Annotated in this window: 20 protein-coding genes; all 20 read right to left on the reverse strand. The window is 56.2% G+C overall.

Features of this window, described 5'->3' with window-relative positions; translation table 11 throughout:
- Window positions 1-18: 18 nt before the first annotated feature.
- The 20 genes from phoU to asnC all read right to left on the reverse strand — a co-directional run bounded on the left by phoU (window position 19) and on the right by asnC (window position 20102).
- Window positions 19-753, reverse strand: a complete 735-nt coding sequence (gene phoU, locus ACJ8IP_RS19780) for a phosphate signaling complex protein PhoU (RefSeq protein ID WP_004933833.1) — start codon at window positions 751-753, stop codon at window positions 19-21.
- Window positions 754-764: 11 nt separating this feature from the next.
- On the reverse strand, window positions 765-1535 hold the full coding sequence (gene pstB, locus ACJ8IP_RS19785; protein ID WP_016929614.1) for a phosphate ABC transporter ATP-binding protein PstB: 771 nt from the start codon (window positions 1533-1535) through the stop codon (window positions 765-767).
- Window positions 1536-1589: 54 nt separating this feature from the next.
- The gene (gene pstA, locus ACJ8IP_RS19790) at window positions 1590-2480 is read right to left on the reverse strand and encodes a phosphate ABC transporter permease PstA (RefSeq protein ID WP_019455481.1); all 891 of its coding nucleotides are present in this window, start codon (window positions 2478-2480) and stop codon (window positions 1590-1592) included.
- Window position 2481: 1 nt separating this feature from the next.
- Complete coding sequence (gene pstC / locus ACJ8IP_RS19795) at window positions 2482-3438, reverse strand: phosphate ABC transporter permease PstC (protein ID WP_016929615.1); 957 nt, start codon at window positions 3436-3438, stop codon at window positions 2482-2484.
- A 91-nt stretch (window positions 3439-3529) separates the two neighbouring features.
- The gene (pstS, locus tag ACJ8IP_RS19800) at window positions 3530-4570 is read right to left on the reverse strand and encodes a phosphate ABC transporter substrate-binding protein PstS (protein WP_033645155.1); all 1041 of its coding nucleotides are present in this window, start codon (window positions 4568-4570) and stop codon (window positions 3530-3532) included.
- Window positions 4571-4906: 336 nt separating this feature from the next.
- Window positions 4907-6736: a glutamine--fructose-6-phosphate transaminase (isomerizing) gene (gene glmS, locus ACJ8IP_RS19805; RefSeq protein WP_117188760.1), complete on the reverse strand. Its 1830-nt coding sequence runs from the start codon at window positions 6734-6736 to the stop codon at window positions 4907-4909.
- Between the two features lie 149 nt (window positions 6737-6885).
- Window positions 6886-8259, reverse strand: coding sequence for a bifunctional UDP-N-acetylglucosamine diphosphorylase/glucosamine-1-phosphate N-acetyltransferase GlmU (glmU, locus tag ACJ8IP_RS19810; protein WP_033652327.1), 1374 nt, complete (start codon window positions 8257-8259; stop codon window positions 6886-6888).
- 290 nt (window positions 8260-8549) lie between these two features.
- Entirely contained in the window at window positions 8550-8969 is a 420-nt protein-coding gene (locus tag ACJ8IP_RS19815; RefSeq protein WP_004933814.1) for a F0F1 ATP synthase subunit epsilon, read from the reverse strand.
- 20 nt (window positions 8970-8989) lie between these two features.
- Window positions 8990-10372 carry a F0F1 ATP synthase subunit beta gene (gene atpD, locus ACJ8IP_RS19820; RefSeq protein ID WP_004933813.1) on the reverse strand — a complete coding sequence of 461 codons (1383 nt, stop codon included), beginning with the start codon at window positions 10370-10372 and terminating at the stop codon, window positions 8990-8992.
- A 32-nt stretch (window positions 10373-10404) separates the two neighbouring features.
- Window positions 10405-11268 carry a F0F1 ATP synthase subunit gamma gene (gene atpG / locus ACJ8IP_RS19825; protein ID WP_004933811.1) on the reverse strand — a complete coding sequence of 288 codons (864 nt, stop codon included), beginning with the start codon at window positions 11266-11268 and terminating at the stop codon, window positions 10405-10407.
- Window positions 11269-11327: 59 nt separating this feature from the next.
- A complete protein-coding gene (gene atpA / locus ACJ8IP_RS19830; RefSeq protein ID WP_046687988.1) occupies window positions 11328-12869 on the reverse strand; it encodes a F0F1 ATP synthase subunit alpha in 1542 nt (513 codons plus the stop codon).
- Between the two features lie 12 nt (window positions 12870-12881).
- Complete coding sequence (gene atpH / locus ACJ8IP_RS19835; RefSeq protein WP_025160298.1) at window positions 12882-13415, reverse strand: F0F1 ATP synthase subunit delta; 534 nt, start codon at window positions 13413-13415, stop codon at window positions 12882-12884.
- Window positions 13416-13429: 14 nt separating this feature from the next.
- Window positions 13430-13900 carry a F0F1 ATP synthase subunit B gene (atpF, locus tag ACJ8IP_RS19840; protein WP_004933804.1) on the reverse strand — a complete coding sequence of 157 codons (471 nt, stop codon included), beginning with the start codon at window positions 13898-13900 and terminating at the stop codon, window positions 13430-13432.
- A 57-nt stretch (window positions 13901-13957) separates the two neighbouring features.
- Window positions 13958-14197, reverse strand: coding sequence for a F0F1 ATP synthase subunit C (atpE, locus tag ACJ8IP_RS19845; protein WP_004093904.1), 240 nt, complete (start codon window positions 14195-14197; stop codon window positions 13958-13960).
- A gap of 49 nt (window positions 14198-14246) precedes the next feature.
- Window positions 14247-15026 (reverse strand): F0F1 ATP synthase subunit A, encoded by a 780-nt coding sequence (atpB, locus tag ACJ8IP_RS19850; RefSeq protein WP_015376132.1) that lies wholly within the window; start codon window positions 15024-15026, stop codon window positions 14247-14249.
- Between the two features lie 22 nt (window positions 15027-15048).
- Complete coding sequence (gene atpI, locus ACJ8IP_RS19855; protein ID WP_004933796.1) at window positions 15049-15432, reverse strand: F0F1 ATP synthase subunit I; 384 nt, start codon at window positions 15430-15432, stop codon at window positions 15049-15051.
- A gap of 639 nt (window positions 15433-16071) precedes the next feature.
- Window positions 16072-16692, reverse strand: a complete 621-nt coding sequence (rsmG, locus tag ACJ8IP_RS19860) for a 16S rRNA (guanine(527)-N(7))-methyltransferase RsmG (RefSeq protein ID WP_060660120.1) — start codon at window positions 16690-16692, stop codon at window positions 16072-16074.
- Between the two features lie 137 nt (window positions 16693-16829).
- Window positions 16830-18719 carry a tRNA uridine-5-carboxymethylaminomethyl(34) synthesis enzyme MnmG gene (mnmG, locus tag ACJ8IP_RS19865; RefSeq protein ID WP_033645158.1) on the reverse strand — a complete coding sequence of 630 codons (1890 nt, stop codon included), beginning with the start codon at window positions 18717-18719 and terminating at the stop codon, window positions 16830-16832.
- Window positions 18720-19099: 380 nt separating this feature from the next.
- Window positions 19100-19540 carry an FMN-binding protein MioC gene (gene mioC / locus ACJ8IP_RS19870; protein WP_015379470.1) on the reverse strand — a complete coding sequence of 147 codons (441 nt, stop codon included), beginning with the start codon at window positions 19538-19540 and terminating at the stop codon, window positions 19100-19102.
- Window positions 19541-19640: 100 nt separating this feature from the next.
- Window positions 19641-20102 carry a transcriptional regulator AsnC gene (gene asnC, locus ACJ8IP_RS19875; RefSeq protein ID WP_004933786.1) on the reverse strand — a complete coding sequence of 154 codons (462 nt, stop codon included), beginning with the start codon at window positions 20100-20102 and terminating at the stop codon, window positions 19641-19643.
- Between the last annotated feature and the right edge of the window lie 62 nt (window positions 20103-20164).

A 20164-nucleotide genomic window follows, 5' to 3' on the forward strand; every position in this document is an offset into this window, starting at 1 on the left:
GATATTACCCGGAAAGGGTTAGTCGTCTTTTTCGTCTTTACCGCCCGGAGACAGCAGCTTTTCCAGGGCGTCGCCGCCCAAATGACGGAAATCCTGTCCTTTGACGAAATAGAAGATAAATTCGCAGATGTTCTGGCAGCGATCGCCGATACGCTCGATAGAACGGGCGCAGAACAACGCGGTCAGCACGCTCGGAATGGTGCGCGAATCTTCCATCATGTAGGTCATCAGCTGACGCACGATGCCTTCGTATTCCTGGTCGACCTTTTTATCTTCACGGTAAATACGGATCGCCTCGTCCAGATCCATGCGCGCGAACGCGTCCAGCACGTCGTGCAGCATCTGCACGGTGTGGCGCCCCAGCGACTCCAGGCTGACCAGCAGCGGCTGGTGCTGGTGCGAGAACTTCTCCAGCGCGGTGCGGCAGATCTTGTCCGCCACGTCGCCGATGCGTTCCAGCTCGGAAATGGTTTTGATGATCGCCATCACCAGACGCAGATCGCTGGCGGTCGGCTGGCGCTTGGCGATAATGCGCACGCAGGCTTCGTCGATCGCCACTTCCATCATGTTGACCTTGGCGTCGCCTTCGATCACGCGCTTGGCCAGCTCGCCATCCTGATTGTGCATCGCGGTGATGGCGTCGGTCAGCTGCTGCTCCACCAGCCCGCCCATGGTCAGCACCTGGGTGCGGATATGCTCGAGCTCTGCGTTGAACTGGCCGGAAATGTGTTTGTTTAAATTCAGGTTATCCATGATGCTTCCTATCAACCATAACGGCCAGTGATGTAGTCTTCAGTCTGCTTTTTCTGCGGCGCAGTGAACAGGTTATCAGTATCACTGAACTCGATCAGCTCGCCCAGATACATAAATGCAGTAGAGTCGGAGCAGCGCGCCGCCTGCTGCATGTTGTGCGTCACGATCACCACGGTGTAATCAGCCTTCAGCTCGCTGATCAGCTCTTCAATCTTGCCGGTGGAGATCGGATCCAGCGCCGAGCAAGGCTCATCCAGCAACAGCACTTCCGGACGAATGGCGATGCCGCGGGCGATGCACAGACGCTGCTGCTGGCCGCCGGAGAGGCTGTAGCCGCTCTGGTGCAGCTTGTCCTTGGTTTCGTTCCACAGCGCCGCTTTGGTCAGCGCCCACTGCACGCGCTCGTCCATATCGGCGCGCGACAGCTTTTCAAACAGGCGAACGCCGAAGGCGATGTTGTCGTAAATCGACATCGGGAACGGCGTCGGCTTTTGGAACACCATGCCGACCTTGGCGCGCAGCAGCGCGATATCCGAGTTGTCGGTCAGGATGTTCTGGCCGTCCAGCAGGATGCCGCCTTCCGCACGCTGTTCCGGGTACAGCTGGTACATCTTGTTGAAGGTGCGCAGCAGGGTGGACTTGCCACAGCCGGATGGGCCGATAAACGCGGTGACCTTGTTCTTGGCGATATCCAGCGTGATGTTCTTCAGCGCATGGAATTTGCCGTAGTAGAAGTTCAGATCGCGTACCTGAATTTTGCTGCTGGAAGCGTCAGTAACCATACTCATCAAGACTTCTCTCTTTTCATCAGCGCCGCCAAAGCGGCGCTCAAAATTTTATGAATGCTTTTTCTTGGCGAAAATCACGCGCGCCAGGATATTCAGTAACAGTACGCACAGGGTGATTAACAGCACCCCGGCCCAGGCCAGCTGTTGCCATTCGGCGAACGGGCTCATGGCGAATTTGAAGATGGTCACCGGCAGGTTGGCGATCGGCTGCATCAGGTCGGTGCTCCAGAACTGGTTCGACAGCGAGGTGAACAGCAGCGGCGCCGTTTCCCCCGCAATGCGCGCAATCGCCAGCAGCACGCCGGTGATGATACCGGACACCGACGCCTTCAGCGTGATGGCGGAAATCATGCGCCATTTCGGCGTGCCCAGCGCATAAGCGGCCTCGCGCAGCGTATCCGGCACCAGCTTCAGCATGTTCTCGGTGGTGCGAATGACGATCGGCACCTGCAGCAGCGCCAGTGCCACGATGCCGGCCCAACCGGAGAAGTGTTCCATCTTCGCCACCACAATGGTGTAAACGAACAGGCCCACCACGATCGACGGTGCGGACAACAGAATATCGTTGATAAAGCGGATCACTTCCGCCAACCAGGATTTACGTCCGTATTCCGCCAGGTAAATACCGGCCATGATGCCCAGCGGCGTGCCGAAAATGGTCGCCCACAGGATCAACAGGCCGCTGCCGGCGATGGCGTTGGCCAAGCCGCCGCCCGCGGTGTTCGGCGGCGGGGTCATCTCGGTGAACAGCGCCAGCGACATGCCGTCGAAGCCTTTGGTCACGGTGGCGATAAGGATCCAGATCAGCCAGAACAGCCCGAACGCCATGGTCGCCATCGACAAGAACAGCGCGAGGCGGTTTTTCTGCCGGCGCCAGGCCTGCATTTTGCGGCGGCTTTCCGCCAGAACGACTGCGTTTTGCATATCCATCGTCGCCATGTTAACGCCCCTCATTCTTGGCCAGACGCATGATCATCAGTTTCGACAGCGCCAGCACGATAAAGGTGATAACAAACAGAATCAGGCCCAGCTCCATCAGTGCGGCGGTGTGCACGCCGGACTCGGCTTCGGCGAATTCGTTGGCCAGCGCCGAGGTGATGCTGTTGCCCGGCATATACAGCGAAGCGCTGTCGAGCTGGTAGGTGTTGCCGATGATAAAGGTTACCGCCATGGTCTCCCCCAGCGCTCGGCCCAGACCCAGCATCACGCCGCCGATGACGCCGTTTTTGGTGAACGGCAGCACGATGCGCCAGATGACTTCCCAGGTGGTGCAGCCGATGCCGTAGGCCGACTCTTTCATCATTACCGGCGTCTGTTCGAACACGTCGCGCATCACCGCGGCGATGTAAGGAATGATCATGATAGCCAGGATAACCCCGGCGGCCAGAATGCCGATGCCGAAGGCCGGGCCGGAGAACAGCTCGCCGACGATAGGAATGCCCGACAGCACGTCGCCCACCGGCGTCTGGAAATATTCGGCGAACAGCGGGGCGAACACGAACAGGCCCCACATGCCGTAGACGATGCTCGGGATGGCCGCCAGCAGCTCAATGGCGATGCCCAGCGGCCGCTTCAACCAGTTCGGCGCCAGTTCGGTCAGGAACAGCGCGATGCCGAAACTCACCGGCACGGCGATAATCAGCGCGATGAGTGAGGTGACCACGGTGCCGTAGATAGGCACCAGCGCGCCGAACTGCTCCGCCGGCGCATCCCACTCTTTGGTCCACAGGAAGGCGAAGCCGAATTTCTGCATGCTTGGCCAGGAGGCGAAGATCAGCGAAACGATGATGCCGCCCAGCAACAATAGGGTAATCAGCGCAGCCAGTCTCACCAGCGCGCTGAAAATGATGTCACCGTTTTTGCCCGGTGCTTTGATGGTCGGCTTGTACTCAGCCATAGATTACTCTCTGTTTGAACCCTGGCAGCCCCAACCGGGATCGGAGCCTGAAGAACTGTGTGGGGCGCGGCGAACCCGCGCCCCTGCGTTGTTAGTACAGCGCTTTACCTGAACTGTCTTTTACGTTGGTTTTCCAGGCCGCACGCACCTGCTCAACCACTTCTTTCGGCAGGGTGGCGTAATCCAGTTCGTTAGCCTGCTTGCCGCCGGTTTTGTAGGCCCAGTCGAAGAACTTCAGCACTTCGGCGCCCTGAGCAGGGTTTTTCTGCTCTTTATGCACCAGGATGAAGGTGGTGGAGGTGATTGGCCACACGTTGTCGCCTTTCTGGTCAGTCAGATCCTGAGCGAAGGTTTTGCTCCAATCCGCACCCTTGGCGGCGTTGCTGAAGCTCTCTTCGGTCGGGCTGACCGGTTTGCCGTCGGCGGACACCAGCTTGGTGTAAGCCAGGTTGTTCTGCTTGGCGTAAGCGTATTCTACGTAGCCGATAGAGCCAGGCAGACGCTGAACGAAGGCGGCGATGCCGTCGTTGCCTTTGCCGCCCAGACCGGTCGGCCAGTTAACGGTAGAACCGGCGCCGATCTTCTCTTTCCACTGCGCGTTCACCTTGGACAGGTAGCTGGTAAACACGAACGAGGTGCCGGAACCGTCGGCGCGGCGCACCACGGCAATGTTCTGGTCAGGCAGTTTCACGCCTGGGTTCAGCTTGGTGATAGCCGGATCGTTCCACTTTTTGACGTTGCCCAGGTAGATATCGCCCAGGGTTTTACCGTCCAGCGTCAGTTCGCCGGATTTGATGCCCGGGATATTCACAGCCAGCACCACGCCGCCGATCACGGTCGGGAACTGGAACAGGCCATCGGCCGCCAGTTTGTCGTCAGACAGCGGGGCGTCGGAAGCGCCAAAGTCAACGGTGTTGGCCACGATTTGCTTCACGCCGCCAGAGGAGCCGATGCCCTGATAGTTAACTTTGTTGCCGGTTTCTTTCTGATAAGAATCTGCCCACTTGGCGTAAACCGGAGCGGGGAATGTCGCACCTGCACCGGTCAGGCTGGCAGCAGCGAACGCGGACACGGCGGTCAGGGAGAAGGTCGCTGCCACAATACTGGCGACGGTGGTACGCATCAGTTTCATAATCCCTCCTAATGGGATACTTAAAATCGACGTCGAGTCGTTTTAATCAGAGTAAGTATTGCTGCAGGAGGGAAAATAGGACAGTTTGGTGACAGAAAAATGTACGCAATATGACAGTTATATTACAGTGCATTTGAATGGGGTTTGTTTATTTAAAAATCAATAAATTAAATCAAAAATAGCGCAATTGCCAAACAACAAAAAAACCGTTTGGGCACGGCCTATCCGCTTGAATATGACAATGTTTATCGCCGAATCGGTCGCGCTGTCATCTTTAAGGTCACTCATGAAAAAAGCCGGCGCGAAGGCCGGCTTTTGCAGTTTACCTGCGGCAAATTACTCTACGGTGACAGACTTCGCCAGGTTGCGCGGCTGGTCAACGTCGGTGCCCTTGATCAGCGCCACATGGTAAGACAGCAGCTGCAACGGCACGGTGTAGAAGATCGGCGCCACGATTTCCTCAACGTGCGGCAGAGGAATGATGGTCATGCCTTCGCTGCTGACGAAGCCGGCGTCCTGATCGGCGAACACGTACAGCTGACCGCCGCGCGCGCGCACTTCTTCAATGTTGGACTTCAGCTTTTCCAGCAGTTCGTTGTTCGGCGCCACCACGATCACTGGCATATCGGCGTCGATCAGCGCCAGCGGGCCGTGTTTCAACTCACCCGCCGCATAGGCTTCAGCGTGAATATAGGAGATCTCTTTCAGCTTCAGTGCCCCTTCCATGGCGATCGGGTACTGATCGCCGCGGCCGAGGAACAGCGCATGATGTTTGTCCGAGAAACCTTCCGCCAGCGCTTCGATTTCTTTATCCATCGACAGCATCTGCTCAATACGCGCCGGCAGCGCCTGCAGGCCGTGCACAATCTCCTGCTCCACGCTTTCCGCCATGCCTTTCAGACGGCCCAGGCGCGCCACCAGCATCAACAACACGGTGAGCTGCGTGGTAAAGGCTTTGGTCGAAGCAACGCCGATTTCCGTGCCCGCTTTGGTCATCAACGCCAAATCGGATTCGCGCACCAGCGAAGACCCCGCAACGTTACAAACGGCCAGCGAACCGAGATAACCCAGCTCTTTGGACAGACGCAGCGCCGCTAACGTGTCGGCGGTTTCGCCGGACTGCGACAGGGTGATGATCAGGCTGCCCGGACGCACCGCCGATTTGCGGTAACGGAATTCGGACGCGATCTCGACATCGCACGGCACGCCGGCCAGCGCTTCGAACCAGTAACGCGCCACCATCCCGGAGTGGTAAGACGTCCCGCAGGCGATGATCTGCACGTGCTGCACCTTGGCCAGCAGCTCGTCGGCGTGCGGGCCCAGCTCGCTCAGGTTGATTTGGCCATGACTGAAACGCCCTTCCAGGGTGTTTTTCAGCGCCAGCGGCTGTTCGTAAATCTCTTTTTGCATGTAGTGGCGGTAAGCGCCCTTGTCGCCGGCGTCATACTGCACCTGGGACTCGATCTCAGGGCGCTCGATGGCGTTACCCTGTTTGTCGAAGATGTTGACGGTGCGGCGAGTCACCTCCACCACATCGCCTTCTTCCAGGAAGATGAAGCGGCGGGTGACCGGCAGCAACGCCAGCTGATCGGAAGCGATGAAGTTTTCCCCGACGCCGCGGCCGATAACCAGCGGGCTGCCGGAGCGCGCCGCGACCAATACGCTCGGATCGCGGCTGTCCATCACCACGGTGCCGTAAGCGCCGCGCAGCTGTGGGATCACGCGCTGAACCACGTCGAGCAGCGTACCGCCCTGCAGCTGTTCCCAGTGCACCAGGTGCGCGATCACTTCGGTGTCGGTTTCAGAGTTGAAGCGGTAACCGCGTTCGATCAGCAGTTCGCGCAGCGGCTCGTGGTTTTCGATGATGCCGTTATGCACCACGGTAATGTAGTCGGAAACATGCGGGTGCGCGTTCGCCTCGGTCGGTTCACCGTGCGTTGCCCAACGGGTGTGAGCGATGCCGGTGCCGCCGTGCAGATCGGTCTGCTCCGCCGCTTCGGCCAGTTTTTGCACCTTGCCTACGCGGCGCAGGCGACTGACGTTACCCTGCGAGTCGACCACCGCCAGACCGGCGGAGTCATAACCGCGGTACTCGAGACGGCGTAAACCTTCCAACAGAATTTCTGCGATATCACGTTGCGCTACTGCGCCTACAATTCCACACATCAGTTGTATTCCTAATGAACGTCCTTCGTGGACGTTTTCGATGCCTTGACCTGATTTTTGCCGGTTTTACCGTGCGTCCCCGAGCCTGTAGATGGTGGGGTTATTATGTTTTGTATTGGGCTCGTGAATAGAGCCCAACGCAAAACACACTATGGCTTCTTCTTCACCGGGCGCTGCCAGCCCTGAATGTGCACCTGCTTGACGCGGCTCAGGACCAGTTCGTTTTCGGCGATATCTCGCGTCACCGTGGTACCGGCGGCAATGGTGGAGCCTTTGCCGACCGACACCGGCGCCACCAGCTGAGTATCGGAACCGACGAACACGCCATCACCGATCAGCGTCTTGTGCTTGTTGGCGCCATCGTAATTGCAGGTGATTGTGCCGGCGCCGATATTCACGTCATCGCCAATGTCGGCATCGCCCAGGTAGCTGAGGTGACCGGCCTTGGAGCCTTTGCCCAAACGCGCCTTTTTCATTTCCACGAAGTTACCGACGTGGGCCCCTGTTGCCAGCTCCGCGCCAGGGCGCAGGCGGGCGAACGGCCCCACGGTGCAGTCGGCTTCCAGCACGCTGTCTTCCAGTACGCTGTAAGGGCTGATCTCGCAGTCATCACCGATCACGCAGTTTTTCAGCACGCAGCCGGCGCCGATTTTCACCCGGTCGCCCAGCTTGACGTGACCTTCGATAATCACATTCGCATCAATAGTGATGTCGCGGCCGTGAACAAGTTCACCGCGCAGGTCGAAACGCGCCGGATCCAACAGCATTACGCCGGCCAGCAGCAGTTTTTCAGACTGTTCCGACTGGAACACGCGCTCCAGGGTCGCCAGCTGCAGACGGTTGTTCACGCCTTCCACTTCGCTCAAACGCGACGGGTGCACGGCTTCGATTTTCTTGCCGTCGGCATGCGCCAACGCAATGATATCGGTGATGTAAAACTCGCCCTGAGCGTTGTCGTTGTTCAACATCCCCAGCCAGCGCTTCAGATCGCGCCCATTCGCCACCAGGATGCCGGTATTGATCTCATTGATCTGACGCTGCGCTTCGCTGGCGTCCTTGTGTTCGACGATGCCCACCACGTCACCCTGCTCGCGCACGATGCGGCCATAGCCGCTCGGGTCGTCCAGCTTGACCGTCAGCAGGCCGATGCCGCCCTGCGGCTTGGCCGCCAACAGGCGCTGCAGCGTATCCACGGAGATCAACGGCACGTCGCCATACAGCATCAATACGTCTTCATCGTCGGCAAAATGCGGCGCCGCCTGCTGCATCGCATGGCCAGTGCCCAGTTGCTCGGCCTGCAGCACCCAGTTCAGCGCGCCCTCGGTCAACGTGCTTTTCAGCAGATCGCCGCCGTGGCCGTATACCAGGTGTACATGTTGCGCGCCCAGTTTCATCGCGGCATCAATGACGTGTTGCACCATCGGCTTGCCGGCCAACGGATGTAAGACCTTGGGAAGATCGGAATACATGCGTGTTCCCTTGCCCGCGGCGAGGATAACCACGCTCATTGCGCTGTTCGACATAAGCAACCTGATAACTCCATTTTGATAGACGAAAGTAAAACCGTTTAGCGGCGATATTACTACATATTTCTCTGCACGAACCCGGCGCAGGCCGCGTGGGCCTTGGCCTGCCGCTATCGCGGCCAATTCGACGCTGGGACGAAAAAACTGTCGGCGATCGGCGACGTTTCTTTCCCGATATCAGGGGTTATACACCACTCTGTACGCCGGGCTGAAATGCTTATTTTAAAGTAAAAAAAAAGCGACCCTATAGGCCGCTTTCTTAAAGTTGGGTGCTCTGCACCCAAACATTACATCGCTTTTCTGGTGAGCTCGATAACGCGCAGTTTTGCGATCGCTTTCGCCAGTTCAGCGGATGCCTGAGCATAGTCGACATCGCCATGAGAGCTGCGAATGTGTTCTTCAGCTTTACGCTTAGCTTCCAACGCTCTCGCTTCGTCGAGGTCAGTACCACGGATAGCAGTGTCCGCCAGCACGGTAACCACGCTCGGCTGCACCTCGAGGATGCCGCCGGACAGGTAGATGAACTCTTCTTCACCGTGCTGCTTAACAATACGCACCATGCCAGGCTTGATGGCAGTCAGCAGCGGCGCATGGCCAGGGAAGATCCCCAGTTCACCTTCGCTGCCTGTCACCTGGATCTTCTGCACCAGGCCGGAAAACATCTGTTTTTCCGCGCTGACTACATCCAGATGGTAAGTCATAGCCATATCACCCTCCTCTCAAGGCGTTACAGTTTCTTGGCTTTTTCCACTGCTTCTTCAATGGTGCCAACCATGTAGAACGCCTGCTCCGGCAGGTGGTCATAGTCGCCGTCCATAATGCCTTTGAAACCACGGATGGTGTCTTTCAGCGATACGAACTTGCCCGGAGAACCGGTGAAGACTTCTGCCACGAAGAACGGCTGAGACAGGAAGCGTTGGATCTTACGCGCACGGGATACGACCAGTTTGTCTTCTTCAGACAGCTCGTCCATACCCAGGATCGCGATGATATCTTTCAGTTCCTGGTAGCGTTGCAGAATGGACTGCACGCCACGCGCTACGTCGTAGTGCTCCTGGCCAACAACCAGCGGATCCAGCTGACGGCTGGTAGAATCCAGCGGGTCAACGGCCGGGTAGATACCCAGAGAAGCGATGTTACGGCTCAGTACCACGGTTGCGTCCAAGTGCGCAAAGGTGGTGGCTGGAGACGGGTCAGTCAAGTCATCCGCAGGAACGTAAACGGCCTGTACGGAAGTGATGGAACCGGTCTTGGTCGAGGTGATACGTTCTTGCAGAACGCCCATCTCTTCCGCCAGCGTCGGCTGATAACCTACCGCGGATGGCATACGGCCCAGAAGTGCGGACACTTCGGTACCGGCCAGGGTATAACGGTAGATGTTGTCAACGAACAGCAGAACGTCACGGCCTTCGTCACGGAATTTCTCCGCCATGGTCAGACCGGTCAGCGCAACGCGCAGACGGTTACCTGGTGGCTCGTTCATCTGGCCGTAAACCAGGGATACTTTGTCCAGAACGTTGGAGTCGGTCATTTCGTGGTAGAAGTCGTTACCCTCACGAGTACGCTCGCCCACGCCCGCAAACACGGAATAACCGGAGTGCTCGATCGCGATGTTACGGATCAGCTCCATCATGTTTACGGTTTTACCTACGCCCGCACCGCCGAACAGACCGACTTTACCGCCCTTGGCGAATGGACAAATCAGGTCCATTACCTTGATACCGGTTTCCAGCAGTTCCTGGGAGCTGGACAGCTCTTCGTAGCTTGGCGCCGCGCGGTGAATCGCCCAACGCTCTTCTTCGCCGATGTCGCCTTTCATGTCGATGGGCTGACCCAATACGTTCATGATACGGCCCAGGGTAGCTTTACCCACCGGCACTTCAATCGGGTGGTCCAGGTTGTTCACTTTCAGACCGCGACGCAGACCGTCGGAGGTCCCCATTGCGATACAGCGAACCACGCCACCGCCCAGCTGTTGCTGAACTTCCAACACCAGTTTTTCGGTGCCGTTTTCTACCTCAAGGGCGTCGTACACTTTTGGTACGGCATCCTGAGGGAACTCGACGTCCACCACGGCGCCGATTACCTGGATAATCTTTCCAGTAGCCATCTTGAATCCTCTACGTAATTCGTAAACCTAGCTTAAACCGCGGAGGCTCCCGAAACGATCTCGGTGAGTTCCTGAGTGATGCTGGCCTGACGCGCCTTGTTGTATACCAACTGCAGCTCTTTGATCAGGCTACCGCCGTTATCGGTTGCGGCTTTCATCGCGACCATTCGTGCGGCCTGCTCGCTGGCCAGGTTTTCCACGACGCCCTGATAAACCTGCGACTCCACATAGCGGCGCAGCAAGGTATCAAGCAGCACTTTTGGATCCGGTTCATACAGGTAATCCCAAGGCGTTTTCTTCAGCTCTTCGTCATCGGCTGGCGGTAACGGCAGCAGCTGAAGCACCTGCGGCTCTTGGGACATCGTATTAACAAATTTGTTGCTGACAATGTACAGCTTGTCCAAACGACCTTCGTCGTAGGCCTGCAGCATCACTTTCACCGGCCCGATCAGATCCGACAGGGAAGGTTTATCCCCCATGCCGGTCACCTGGGCAACCACGTTGCCGCCCACGGAACCAAAGAAAGAGGCCGCTTTAGAGCCAATCAGCGCCAAATCGGTTTCGACGCCTTTTTCGGACCAGGCTTTCATCTCCGCCAGCAGCTTTTTGAACAGGTTGATGTTCAAGCCGCCGCAGAGACCACGGTCAGTAGACACCACCAGATACCCAACGCGCTTAACGTCACGCTCATCCAGGTACGGGTGCTTGTACTCCAGATTCCCTAACGCAAGGTGACCAATCACTTTGCGCATGGTCTCTGCATAAGGACGGCTGGCCGCCATGCGATCCTGCGATTTACGCATTTTGGAGGCGGCGACCATTTCCATCGCTTTAGTGATCTTTTGCGTGTTTTGCACGCTAGCGATCTTACTACGTATCTCTTTTGCGCCGGCCATCTCTGCTTCTCCTCAGTGCCAGACGGCCTGCTGTCTTTCAACAGCAGGACCGCTCGGCGTTACCAGGACTGGGTTTTCTTGAAGGTCTCGAGGACGTTTTTCAACTTGCCCTCGATCTCATCATTGAAGTTGCCAGTTTGGTTGATGTGGTTCAGCAGTTCGGCGTGCTCGCGGTCCGCATAGGCCACCAGCGCGGCTTCGAAGCTCACCACTTTGGCGACTTCGACGTCGTTCAGGTAACCGCGTTCTGCGGCAAACAGCACCAGAGACTGTTGTGCAACCGACATCGGCGCATACTGTTTCTGTTTCAGCAGCTCGGTCACTTTCTGACCGTGGCTCAGCTGTTTGCGGGTCGCGTCGTCCAGATCGGAGGCGAACTGGGAGAACGCAGCCAGTTCACGATACTGCGCCAGCGCGGTACGGATACCACCGGACAGTTTCTTCATGATCTTGGTCTGCGCGGCGCCACCAACACGGGATACGGAGATACCCGGGTTAACTGCCGGACGAATACCGGAGTTGAACAGGTTGGATTCCAGGAAGATCTGACCATCGGTAATCGAGATTACGTTGGTCGGAACGAACGCGGAAACGTCACCCGCCTGGGTTTCAATGATCGGCAGAGCGGTCAGTGAACCGGTTTTACCTTTAACTTCACCTTTGGTGAAGGCTTCAACGTACTCGGCGTTAACGCGCGCTGCACGCTCCAGCAAGCGGGAGTGCAGGTAGAATACGTCGCCTGGGTAAGCTTCACGACCTGGCGGACGACGAAGCAGCAGGGAAATCTGGCGGTAAGCAACGGCCTGCTTGGACAGGTCATCGTACACGATCAGCGCATCTTCACCGCGGTCACGGAAGTATTCGCCCATTGCGCAACCGGCGTATGGCGCCAGGTATTGCAGTGCAGCGGATTCGGAAGCGGTCGCCACCACCACGATGGTGTTGGCCAGTGCGCCGTGCTCTTCCAGTTTGCGCACCACGTTAGCGATGGTGGACGCTTTCTGGCCGATAGCCACGTAAACACATTTGATGCCGGAGTCGCGTTGGTTGATGATCGCATCGATCGCCAGCGCGGTTTTACCGGTCTGACGGTCACCGATCACCAGCTCACGCTGGCCGCGGCCGATTGGAATCATGGCGTCAACGGATTTGTAGCCAGTCTGAACCGGCTGATCAACGGACTGACGCTCGATAACGCCTGGGGCGATAGCTTCTACCGGAGAGAAACCGTCGTTTTCAATCGGGCCTTTGCCGTCGATTGGCGCGCCCAGGGTGTTAACGACGCGGCCCAGCAGACCACGACCGACTGGAACTTCCAGGATACGGCCGGTGCATTTAACCTTCATGCCTTCGGCCAGATCCGCGTACGGACCCATGACCACGGCACCAACGGAGTCGCGCTCCAGGTTCAATGCGATTGCGTAACGGTTGCCAGGCAGCGCGATCATTTCGCCCTGCATAACTTCGGCCAGGCCGTGTACGCGGATGATCCCGTCGCTGACGGAAACGATAGTACCTTCATTGTGAGCTTCGCTCACTACATTGAACTGAGCAATGCGCTGCTTGATCAGTTCGCTGATTTCGGTGGAATTCAGTTGCATGCTCCAGTCCCCTTAAGACTGCAAGACGTCTGTCAGGCGTTCAAGACGACCGCGAACGCTGCCATCAATCACCATATCGCCGGCGCGAACAACGATGCCGGCCAGTACAGACTTGTCAATTTTGCAATTCAGCTTAACTTTGCGTGACAGACGTTTTTCCATCGCAGCGGCGATTTTCGCCTGCTGTTCGTCGCTCAGCGCGCTCGCAGAGAGCACTTCGACTTCGACGGTGGATTCCAGCGAGGCGCGCAGTTCGATGAACTGCTGCAGCACGGCAGGAAGAACCAGTAAACGTCCATTTTCGGCCATTACACGGATAAAGTTCTGGCCATGTTCGTCGAGCCGATCGCCACAAACCGCGATGAACGTCTTGGACAGCGTTTCTGGCGCAACCGCGCCAGACAGCAGTTCAGAAATCTGTTCATTGCGAGTGACTTCAGCCGCAAACGCCAGCATGTCCTGCCAGCGCTCTACGCTTTGGTGCTCAACGGCAAAGTCAAAAGCTGCTTTGGCGTAGGGGCGAGCTACAGTTACAAATTCAGACATCAGCCCCTCCCTCCTTACAGTTCAGCGACCAGTTTATCAACGATGTCGCTGTTAGCAGCTTCATCCACGGAACGTTCGATGATCTTCTCGGCGCCGGCAATTGCCAGCATCGCGACTTGCTTACGCAACTCTTCACGAGCGCGCTTACGTTCGGCTTCGATCTCAGCCTGAGCCTGCGCCACGATTTTGTTACGTTCCTGCTCGGCTTCGGCTTTCGCTTCATCCATGATCTGAGCTTTGCGTTTGTTCGCTTGCTCGATGATCACCTGAGCTTCTGCTTTGGCAGTTTTCAGCTGGTCGGTCGCATTGGCTTGCGCTAAGTCCAGATCTTTTTTGGCACGCTCTGCAGAAGCGAGGCCGTCAGCGATTTCTTTCTGACGTTTCTCGATGGCAGCCATGATCGGCGGCCATACGTACTTCATGCAGAACCAGACAAACAGAACGAACGCGATGGCCTGGCCGAGGATTGTTGCGTTAAGATTCACAGCACAATGCCTCTTTAAAAGTTAATAGTTTGGTTACGTCGTAGAGGGTTGCTCTACTTACGCGACGGCGAACATCACGTACAGACCCAGACCTACAGCGATCATCGGGATGGCGTCGACCAGACCCATAACGATAAAGAACTGTGTACGCAGCAGAGGAATCAGGTCAGGCTGACGAGCAGCGCCTTCCAAGAATTTACCACCCAGGATGCCGATACCGATCGCAGCACCGATTGCCGCTAAACCCATCATCACAGCGGCAGCCATGTACAGCAGATCCATACTCAGGTTTTCCATGACAGTCTCCAGTTTGTTTCAGTTTAAAAGTGCAAGTGTTTTAAGAAAATCAGTGCTCTTCAGATGCCATCGACAGATAGACGATCGTCAGAACCATGAAAATAAAGGCTTGAAGCGTAATGATCAGGATGTGGAAGATAGCCCAAGGCAAGCTCAGGACCCACTGTGACCACCACGGCAACAGGCCGGCAATCAGGATGAAGATCAACTCACCCGCATACATGTTGCCGAACAGTCGCAGACCCAGTGAAACAGGTTTGGACAGCAGGCTGACACCTTCAAGAATCAGGTTGATAGGAATGAATACAGGGTGGTTGAACGGCTGCATGGTCAACTCTTTAACGAACCCGCCAACGCCTTTCATTTTGATGCTATAGAACAGAATCAGGATAAACACGCCCAGCGCCATCGACAGTGTGACGTTCACATCGGCGGTAGGCACGACGCGCAGCGCAGGCAGGCCGAGGATGTGTTCGCCAACGTAAGGCAGGAAGTCGATGGGCAGCAAGTCCATCAGGTTCATCAGGAACACCCAGACGAACACGGTCAGCGCCAGCGGCGCAATCACCTTGCTCTTGCCGTGGTACATGTCGCGCACGCTGCTGTCGACGAAACCGACTACCAGCTCCACGGCGGTTTGCAGTTTACCCGGCACGCCGCTGGTGGCGTTTTTGGCCACTTTGCGGAAGATCACCAGGAAAAGCGCCCCGAGGACGACGGAGAAAAACATCGAGTCGATGTTGATCGACCAGAACCCAGTCCCGACCTGAAGCTGCGTCAGGTGGTGACCGATATACTCCTGTGGAGTCAAGACTTCTCCTGCAGACATGATGCCTCTTACCCTTATTTAGTTAAGTTCGGTAACTGTTAATCACGGCCGGTGCCACTATCTGCACCACTAACACCGCTAAATAGGTCAGGCCAAGCGGTATAAACTCCGCCTTGAACACCCCCAGCGCCACGATCAGCAAAACGATGGTGATCACGACCTTTAGCCCCTCGCCGATGGCGAACGACCAGGCAACCCTACCGGGCGCCGGCGTTTGCGCCTGATGGCGCAAGGCAAACAGCATAAACATTGCACTCGGCAACCAGGCGGCGAGACCGCCTGCCAACGCCGAAGCGCTCCATTCCGGGCTTTTCAGCCAGAAAGCAACGCTGATCAGAACAAAAGTCATTAACTGCAAAAACAGCAGTTTGCGTGCGACTTTCCCGCTGTATAGGGACACAGACATGACGTTTGTTCTCTCCGTACCCCAGAGGGGGTATGCTGAGTGACGTATACAACTGTTTTTGCTGTCCTGAGTCAAGCAGCAAAAAACGAGCAAATTATACGGGGCATACCAACGAATTCAATCGATAAGTAGCGAAAAGGTGAACAATTATTTAAATTTCCCTATTCCAGCCTATTTTCACAAGAAAACGGTCGGAATAATAGGGCGCATTTAATTGTCTGATTATTCCAGCGTTGCGTTTAGAAACGCGAAGCCGATCACAATAATGCCCTTCACTGATTTATAGCCGATGGACAATCAAACCGTCTTTAGCAATTTGAGCGATCAAAAGATTATATAAATCAAAACATTATCAGTTAACTGTTCAAAAACAATCCGTATACCCGATGAAAACCTTTTATTGACAAGCAACGGGGCAATATTCCAACAGCCAATTAACATTAGCAGCAAAGGCCAATCTTTCGCACATGATTGCTAACGTGACTATTTCTAATTGCAATTACTCTATTGTCGCTAATTAGCCGCGTTTTTTGTGTTAATAGAAAGTAAATTAACTAAAAAAAGCGACCAACTAATTAGCCTGCTTACCTTTACACGCCTTACTACCGTTAATTCACGCTTGTTTGATCAAAAACAAACTCAGTTTGCCTTAAGCACCACCAGATGGCGTTCGCCTTCCAGTTCAGGCACCTGCAACCGCACGATAGACTCCAGGCTAACGCCCTCCGGCAGGTGCGCCAATTCTTCATCCGGGCGCATGCCTTTCAATGCGTAAAAACGCCCCTGCCCTTTCGCCGGCAGGTGATGGCACCAGGACAGCATATCCTGCAGCGAAGCGAACGCCCGGCTGATCACGCCGTCGAACGGCGGCTCGGCCGGAAACGCTTCAACGCGGCTCTGAACCGGCTCGATATTGTTCAGGCCCAGTTCATGCTGCACCTGGCGCAGGAAACGCACGCGCTTGCCCAGGCTGTCGAGCAGCGTGAAATGCGCATCCGGACGCACGATCGCCAGCGGAATGCCCGGTAAACCGGGGCCGGTGCCGACATCGATAAAACGCGATCCCTGCAGATGCGGGTTGACCACGATGCTGTCGAGGATGTGGCGCACCAGCATTTGCTGCGGATCGCGCACCGACGTGAGGTTATAAGCCTTGTTCCACTTATCCAGCATGCCGACATAGCCCAGCAGCTGCTGTTTCTGCTGATCGGGCAGCTCAATGCCTGCTGCCGCGAGCAGCGAGTCTAATTTTTTTTGCACAACGGATCCTCTGGCAGGCGCTGAACGACCAGCGGATGGTTAGCTGGCGAATGAGGCGCCTATGATAATTCAGCGCGCAAGTGATGTCAGCGGCCGTTTGGCTACGGGTTGAGCAAACGGCCGCCTGGATGCGGGATTTATGCGCTGCGGCGCAGCAGCCCCTGCTTTTTCAGCCAAATCAGCAAAATCGAGATCGCCGCCGGCGTAATGCCGGAGATGCGTGAAGCCTGGCCGATGGAGTTCGGTTTGTGATCGTTCAGTTTGGCGATCACTTCGTTCGACAACCCCGAAACCTGACGGTAGTCGAGGTCCAACGGCAACACGGTGTTCTCGTTGCGCTGCTGTTTTTCGATCTCTTCCTGCTGACGAGCGATGTAGCCTTCGTATTTGACCTGGATCTCAACCTGCTCGGCGGCTTGTACATCGTCCAACGGCGGCGCGAAGGCCTCGGTGGCGGTCAATTGCGCGTAGTCCATTTCCGGACGGCGCAGCAGCTCTTCGCCGTTTGCTTCGCGTGACAACGGCGCTTTCAGCAACGCATTGACCTGTTCGACGTTCTCGGCGTGCGGGTGCATCCAGATGTCGCGCAGGCGCTGACGTTCACGTTCGATCCGCTCCAGCTTCTCGCTGTAGCGCGCCCAACGCACGTCGTCCACCAGGCCAAGTTCACGGCCTTTTTCCGTCAGGCGGAGATCGGCGTTGTCTTCGCGCAGCATCAGACGATACTCGGCGCGTGAGGTAAACATGCGGTACGGTTCTTTGGTGCCGAGGGTGCTGAGGTCGTCCACCAGCACGCCGAGATAAGCCTGATCGCGACGTGGCGCCCAGCCTTCTTGCTCGGCGGCGAAGCGACCGGCGTTCAGACCGGCCAGCAGCCCCTGTGCGGCGGCTTCTTCATACCCGGTGGTGCCGTTGATTTGACCGGCAAAGAACAGCCCCTGAATGAATTTGCTTTCCAGCGTCGGTTTCAGGTCGCGCGGATCGAAGAAATCGTACTCGATAGCATAACCAGGGCGAATAATACGCGCGTTTTGCATTCCTTCCATCGAACGGACGATCTGCATCTGCACATCGAACGGCAGGCTGGTGGAGATCCCGTTAGGGTAAATCTCATTGCTGGTCAGGCCTTCCGGCTCGAGGAAGATCTGGTGCGCGTTGCGATCGGCAAAGCGCATGACCTTGTCTTCGATCGACGGACAGTAACGTGGGCCGATCCCTTCGATGATCCCGGCATACATCGGGCTGCGATCGAGGTTATTGCGGATCACGTCATGGGTTTTTTCATTGGTATGGGTGATATAGCACGCCATTTGTTCCGGATGCTGGCTGGCATCGCCCAGGAACGAGAATACCGGCACCGGCGTATCGCCGTGTTGCGGCGCCAGTACGCTGAAATCGATAGTGCGGGCGTCGATGCGCGGCGGTGTCCCGGTTTTCAAGCGGTTGACGCGCAGCGGCAGTTCACGCAAACGCTGAGACAGCGAGATCGAAGGCGGATCCCCGGCGCGGCCGCCGCTGTAATTTTCCAGGCCGATATGGATCTTGCCGTCCAGGAAGGTGCCTACGGTCAATACCACCGCTTTGGCGCGGAATTTCAGGCCCATTTGGGTGACGGCGCCCACGACGCGATCGTTTTCGACGATCAGATCCTCAACCGGCTGTTGGAAGATCATCAGATTGGGCTGGTTCTCCAACGCGGTACGGATAGCCTGGCGATACAACACGCGATCCGCCTGAGCGCGTGTGGCGCGAACGGCTGGGCCTTTGCTGGCGTTTAGTATCCTAAACTGGATGCCGGCGTGGTCGATCGCTGTCGCCATCAAGCCGCCGAGCGCATCAATTTCCTTAACCAGATGCCCTTTACCAATACCGCCAATCGCCGGGTTACAGGACATCTGCCCCAGCGTATCGATATTGTGTGTCAATAATAAAGTCTGACGTCCCATGCGCGCCGCGGCCATGGCGGCCTCGGTACCTGCATGGCCACCACCGATGATGATGACGTCAAATTGATCTGGATAAAACATGGAACTGCACCTCGCCGTATTGCGAACGATCGTATTTGCCCTGGGGTCGGGGATTCTACTCAAGTTTAGACGATCGACCAAGTGGTCAGGATCGTCGGTAATTAAAAGAAGATCTTTTTTATTTAAAGATCTCTTTATTAGATCTCTTATTAGGATCGCGATCCTCTGTGGATAAGTGACTATTCACGATGAAGATCAGCAGATTAAGGAGGATCGTTTGCTGTGAATGATCGGTGATCCCGACGCAGATAAGCTGGGATCTAAAAGGCTTGTTATACACAGGACAAAAAGCGCACTACGGTTGTTATTGGGATAACTACGGCTTTTACCCTGCTTTTAAGCTTAGTTATCCACAATCGTTCGCGCGATCTTTAGACGAATTAGAGTAAATTAATCCAGTTTTTTACCCATTCCTCGGCCGGATCCTCGGGAATTTCATGCTCGGTCACGTCGATCTCGAGACGATCGCCGATCCTTTTAGCGCCTCTGGCGATCAATAGATCGTCGATCTGTTTGATCGCACCGCAGAAGGTGTCGTATTCCGAACTGCCTAAACCGACGGCGCCGAACTGCACCTCGGAAAGATCCGGCTGCTGCTCAGCGATCTGTTCCAACAGCGGCTGAAGGTTATCCGGCAGTTCGCCGGCACCGTGCGTGGAAGAGACCACCAGCCAGCGGCCGTTCAACGGCAGTTCATCCAGTTCAGGGCCGTGCAGCATCTCGGTAGAGAAGCCGGCGTCTTCCAGCTTTTCAGCCAAATGTTCAGCCACGTATTCGGCGCTGCCAAGCGTACTGCCACTGATCAGAGTAATGTCTGCCATGAACCAACGATCCCAACCTTCTCACTCAAAGTGGCTGCATTGTACGCTGTGAATCGGCTGGGATCTACCTGTGGATAATGTGGGTATGCAATTTGGCGGGTTACGGCACGATGGTGCGCATAATGGGGTTCTGCAGCGAGATCAGCGTTTCGGTGGACTGGATCTCGTCGATGGTCTGGATCTTGTTGATAAGTACCTGTTGCAACGCGTCGATCGAGCGGCACATCACTTTAATAAAGACGCTGTAATGGCCGGTGGTGTAATAGGCTTCCACCACTTCCTCCAGGCTTTCCAGCTTCTTCAGTGCCGAAGGGTAGTCCTTGGCGCTCTTTAATATGATGCCGATAAAGCAGCACACGTCGTAGCCCAGCTGTTTGGGACTGACGTCGATACGCGCGCCGGTGATGATCCCGGCCTGTTTCATCTTCTCCACCCGCACGTGAATGGTGCCGGGGCTGACGGCGAAGTTTTTCGCCAGTTCGGCGTACGGTGTGCGCGCATTGTCCATCAGGGCGTTGAGGATGCCGCGATCGAGATTATCGATCTGATAAATTTCCGCCATTTAATCCCCCATTAATTAACGATTGTTGAATTCAGTCCGGGTAAAAATGAACGATTAAAAGT

Source organism: Serratia sp. CY52157 (genome assembly GCF_052168495.1).
GTDB classification, from domain to species: domain Bacteria; phylum Pseudomonadota; class Gammaproteobacteria; order Enterobacterales; family Enterobacteriaceae; genus Serratia; species Serratia ureilytica.

Coding starts and splice junctions, on each gene's coding strand:
- phoU (WP_004933833.1), bottom strand. CDS start 753: ATGGATAACCTGAATTTAAACAAACACATTTCCGGCCAGTTCAACGCA.
- pstB (WP_016929614.1), bottom strand. CDS start 1,535: ATGGTTACTGACGCTTCCAGCAGCAAAATTCAGGTACGCGATCTGAAC.
- pstA (WP_019455481.1), bottom strand. CDS start 2,480: ATGGCGACGATGGATATGCAAAACGCAGTCGTTCTGGCGGAAAGCCGC.
- pstC (WP_016929615.1), bottom strand. CDS start 3,438: ATGGCTGAGTACAAGCCGACCATCAAAGCACCGGGCAAAAACGGTGAC.
- pstS (WP_033645155.1), bottom strand. CDS start 4,570: ATGAAACTGATGCGTACCACCGTCGCCAGTATTGTGGCAGCGACCTTC.
- glmS (WP_117188760.1), bottom strand. CDS start 6,736: ATGTGTGGAATTGTAGGCGCAGTAGCGCAACGTGATATCGCAGAAATT.
- glmU (WP_033652327.1), bottom strand. CDS start 8,259: ATGTCGAACAGCGCAATGAGCGTGGTTATCCTCGCCGCGGGCAAGGGA.
- ACJ8IP_RS19815 (WP_004933814.1), bottom strand. CDS start 8,969: ATGGCTATGACTTACCATCTGGATGTAGTCAGCGCGGAAAAACAGATG.
- atpD (WP_004933813.1), bottom strand. CDS start 10,372: ATGGCTACTGGAAAGATTATCCAGGTAATCGGCGCCGTGGTGGACGTC.
- atpG (WP_004933811.1), bottom strand. CDS start 11,268: ATGGCCGGCGCAAAAGAGATACGTAGTAAGATCGCTAGCGTGCAAAAC.
- atpA (WP_046687988.1), bottom strand. CDS start 12,869: ATGCAACTGAATTCCACCGAAATCAGCGAACTGATCAAGCAGCGCATT.
- atpH (WP_025160298.1), bottom strand. CDS start 13,415: ATGTCTGAATTTGTAACTGTAGCTCGCCCCTACGCCAAAGCAGCTTTT.
- atpE (WP_004093904.1), bottom strand. CDS start 14,197: ATGGAAAACCTGAGTATGGATCTGCTGTACATGGCTGCCGCTGTGATG.
- atpB (WP_015376132.1), bottom strand. CDS start 15,026: ATGTCTGCAGGAGAAGTCTTGACTCCACAGGAGTATATCGGTCACCAC.
- atpI (WP_004933796.1), bottom strand. CDS start 15,432: ATGTCTGTGTCCCTATACAGCGGGAAAGTCGCACGCAAACTGCTGTTT.
- mnmG (WP_033645158.1), bottom strand. CDS start 18,719: ATGTTTTATCCAGATCAATTTGACGTCATCATCATCGGTGGTGGCCAT.
- mioC (WP_015379470.1), bottom strand. CDS start 19,540: ATGGCAGACATTACTCTGATCAGTGGCAGTACGCTTGGCAGCGCCGAA.
- asnC (WP_004933786.1), bottom strand. CDS start 20,102: ATGGCGGAAATTTATCAGATCGATAATCTCGATCGCGGCATCCTCAAC.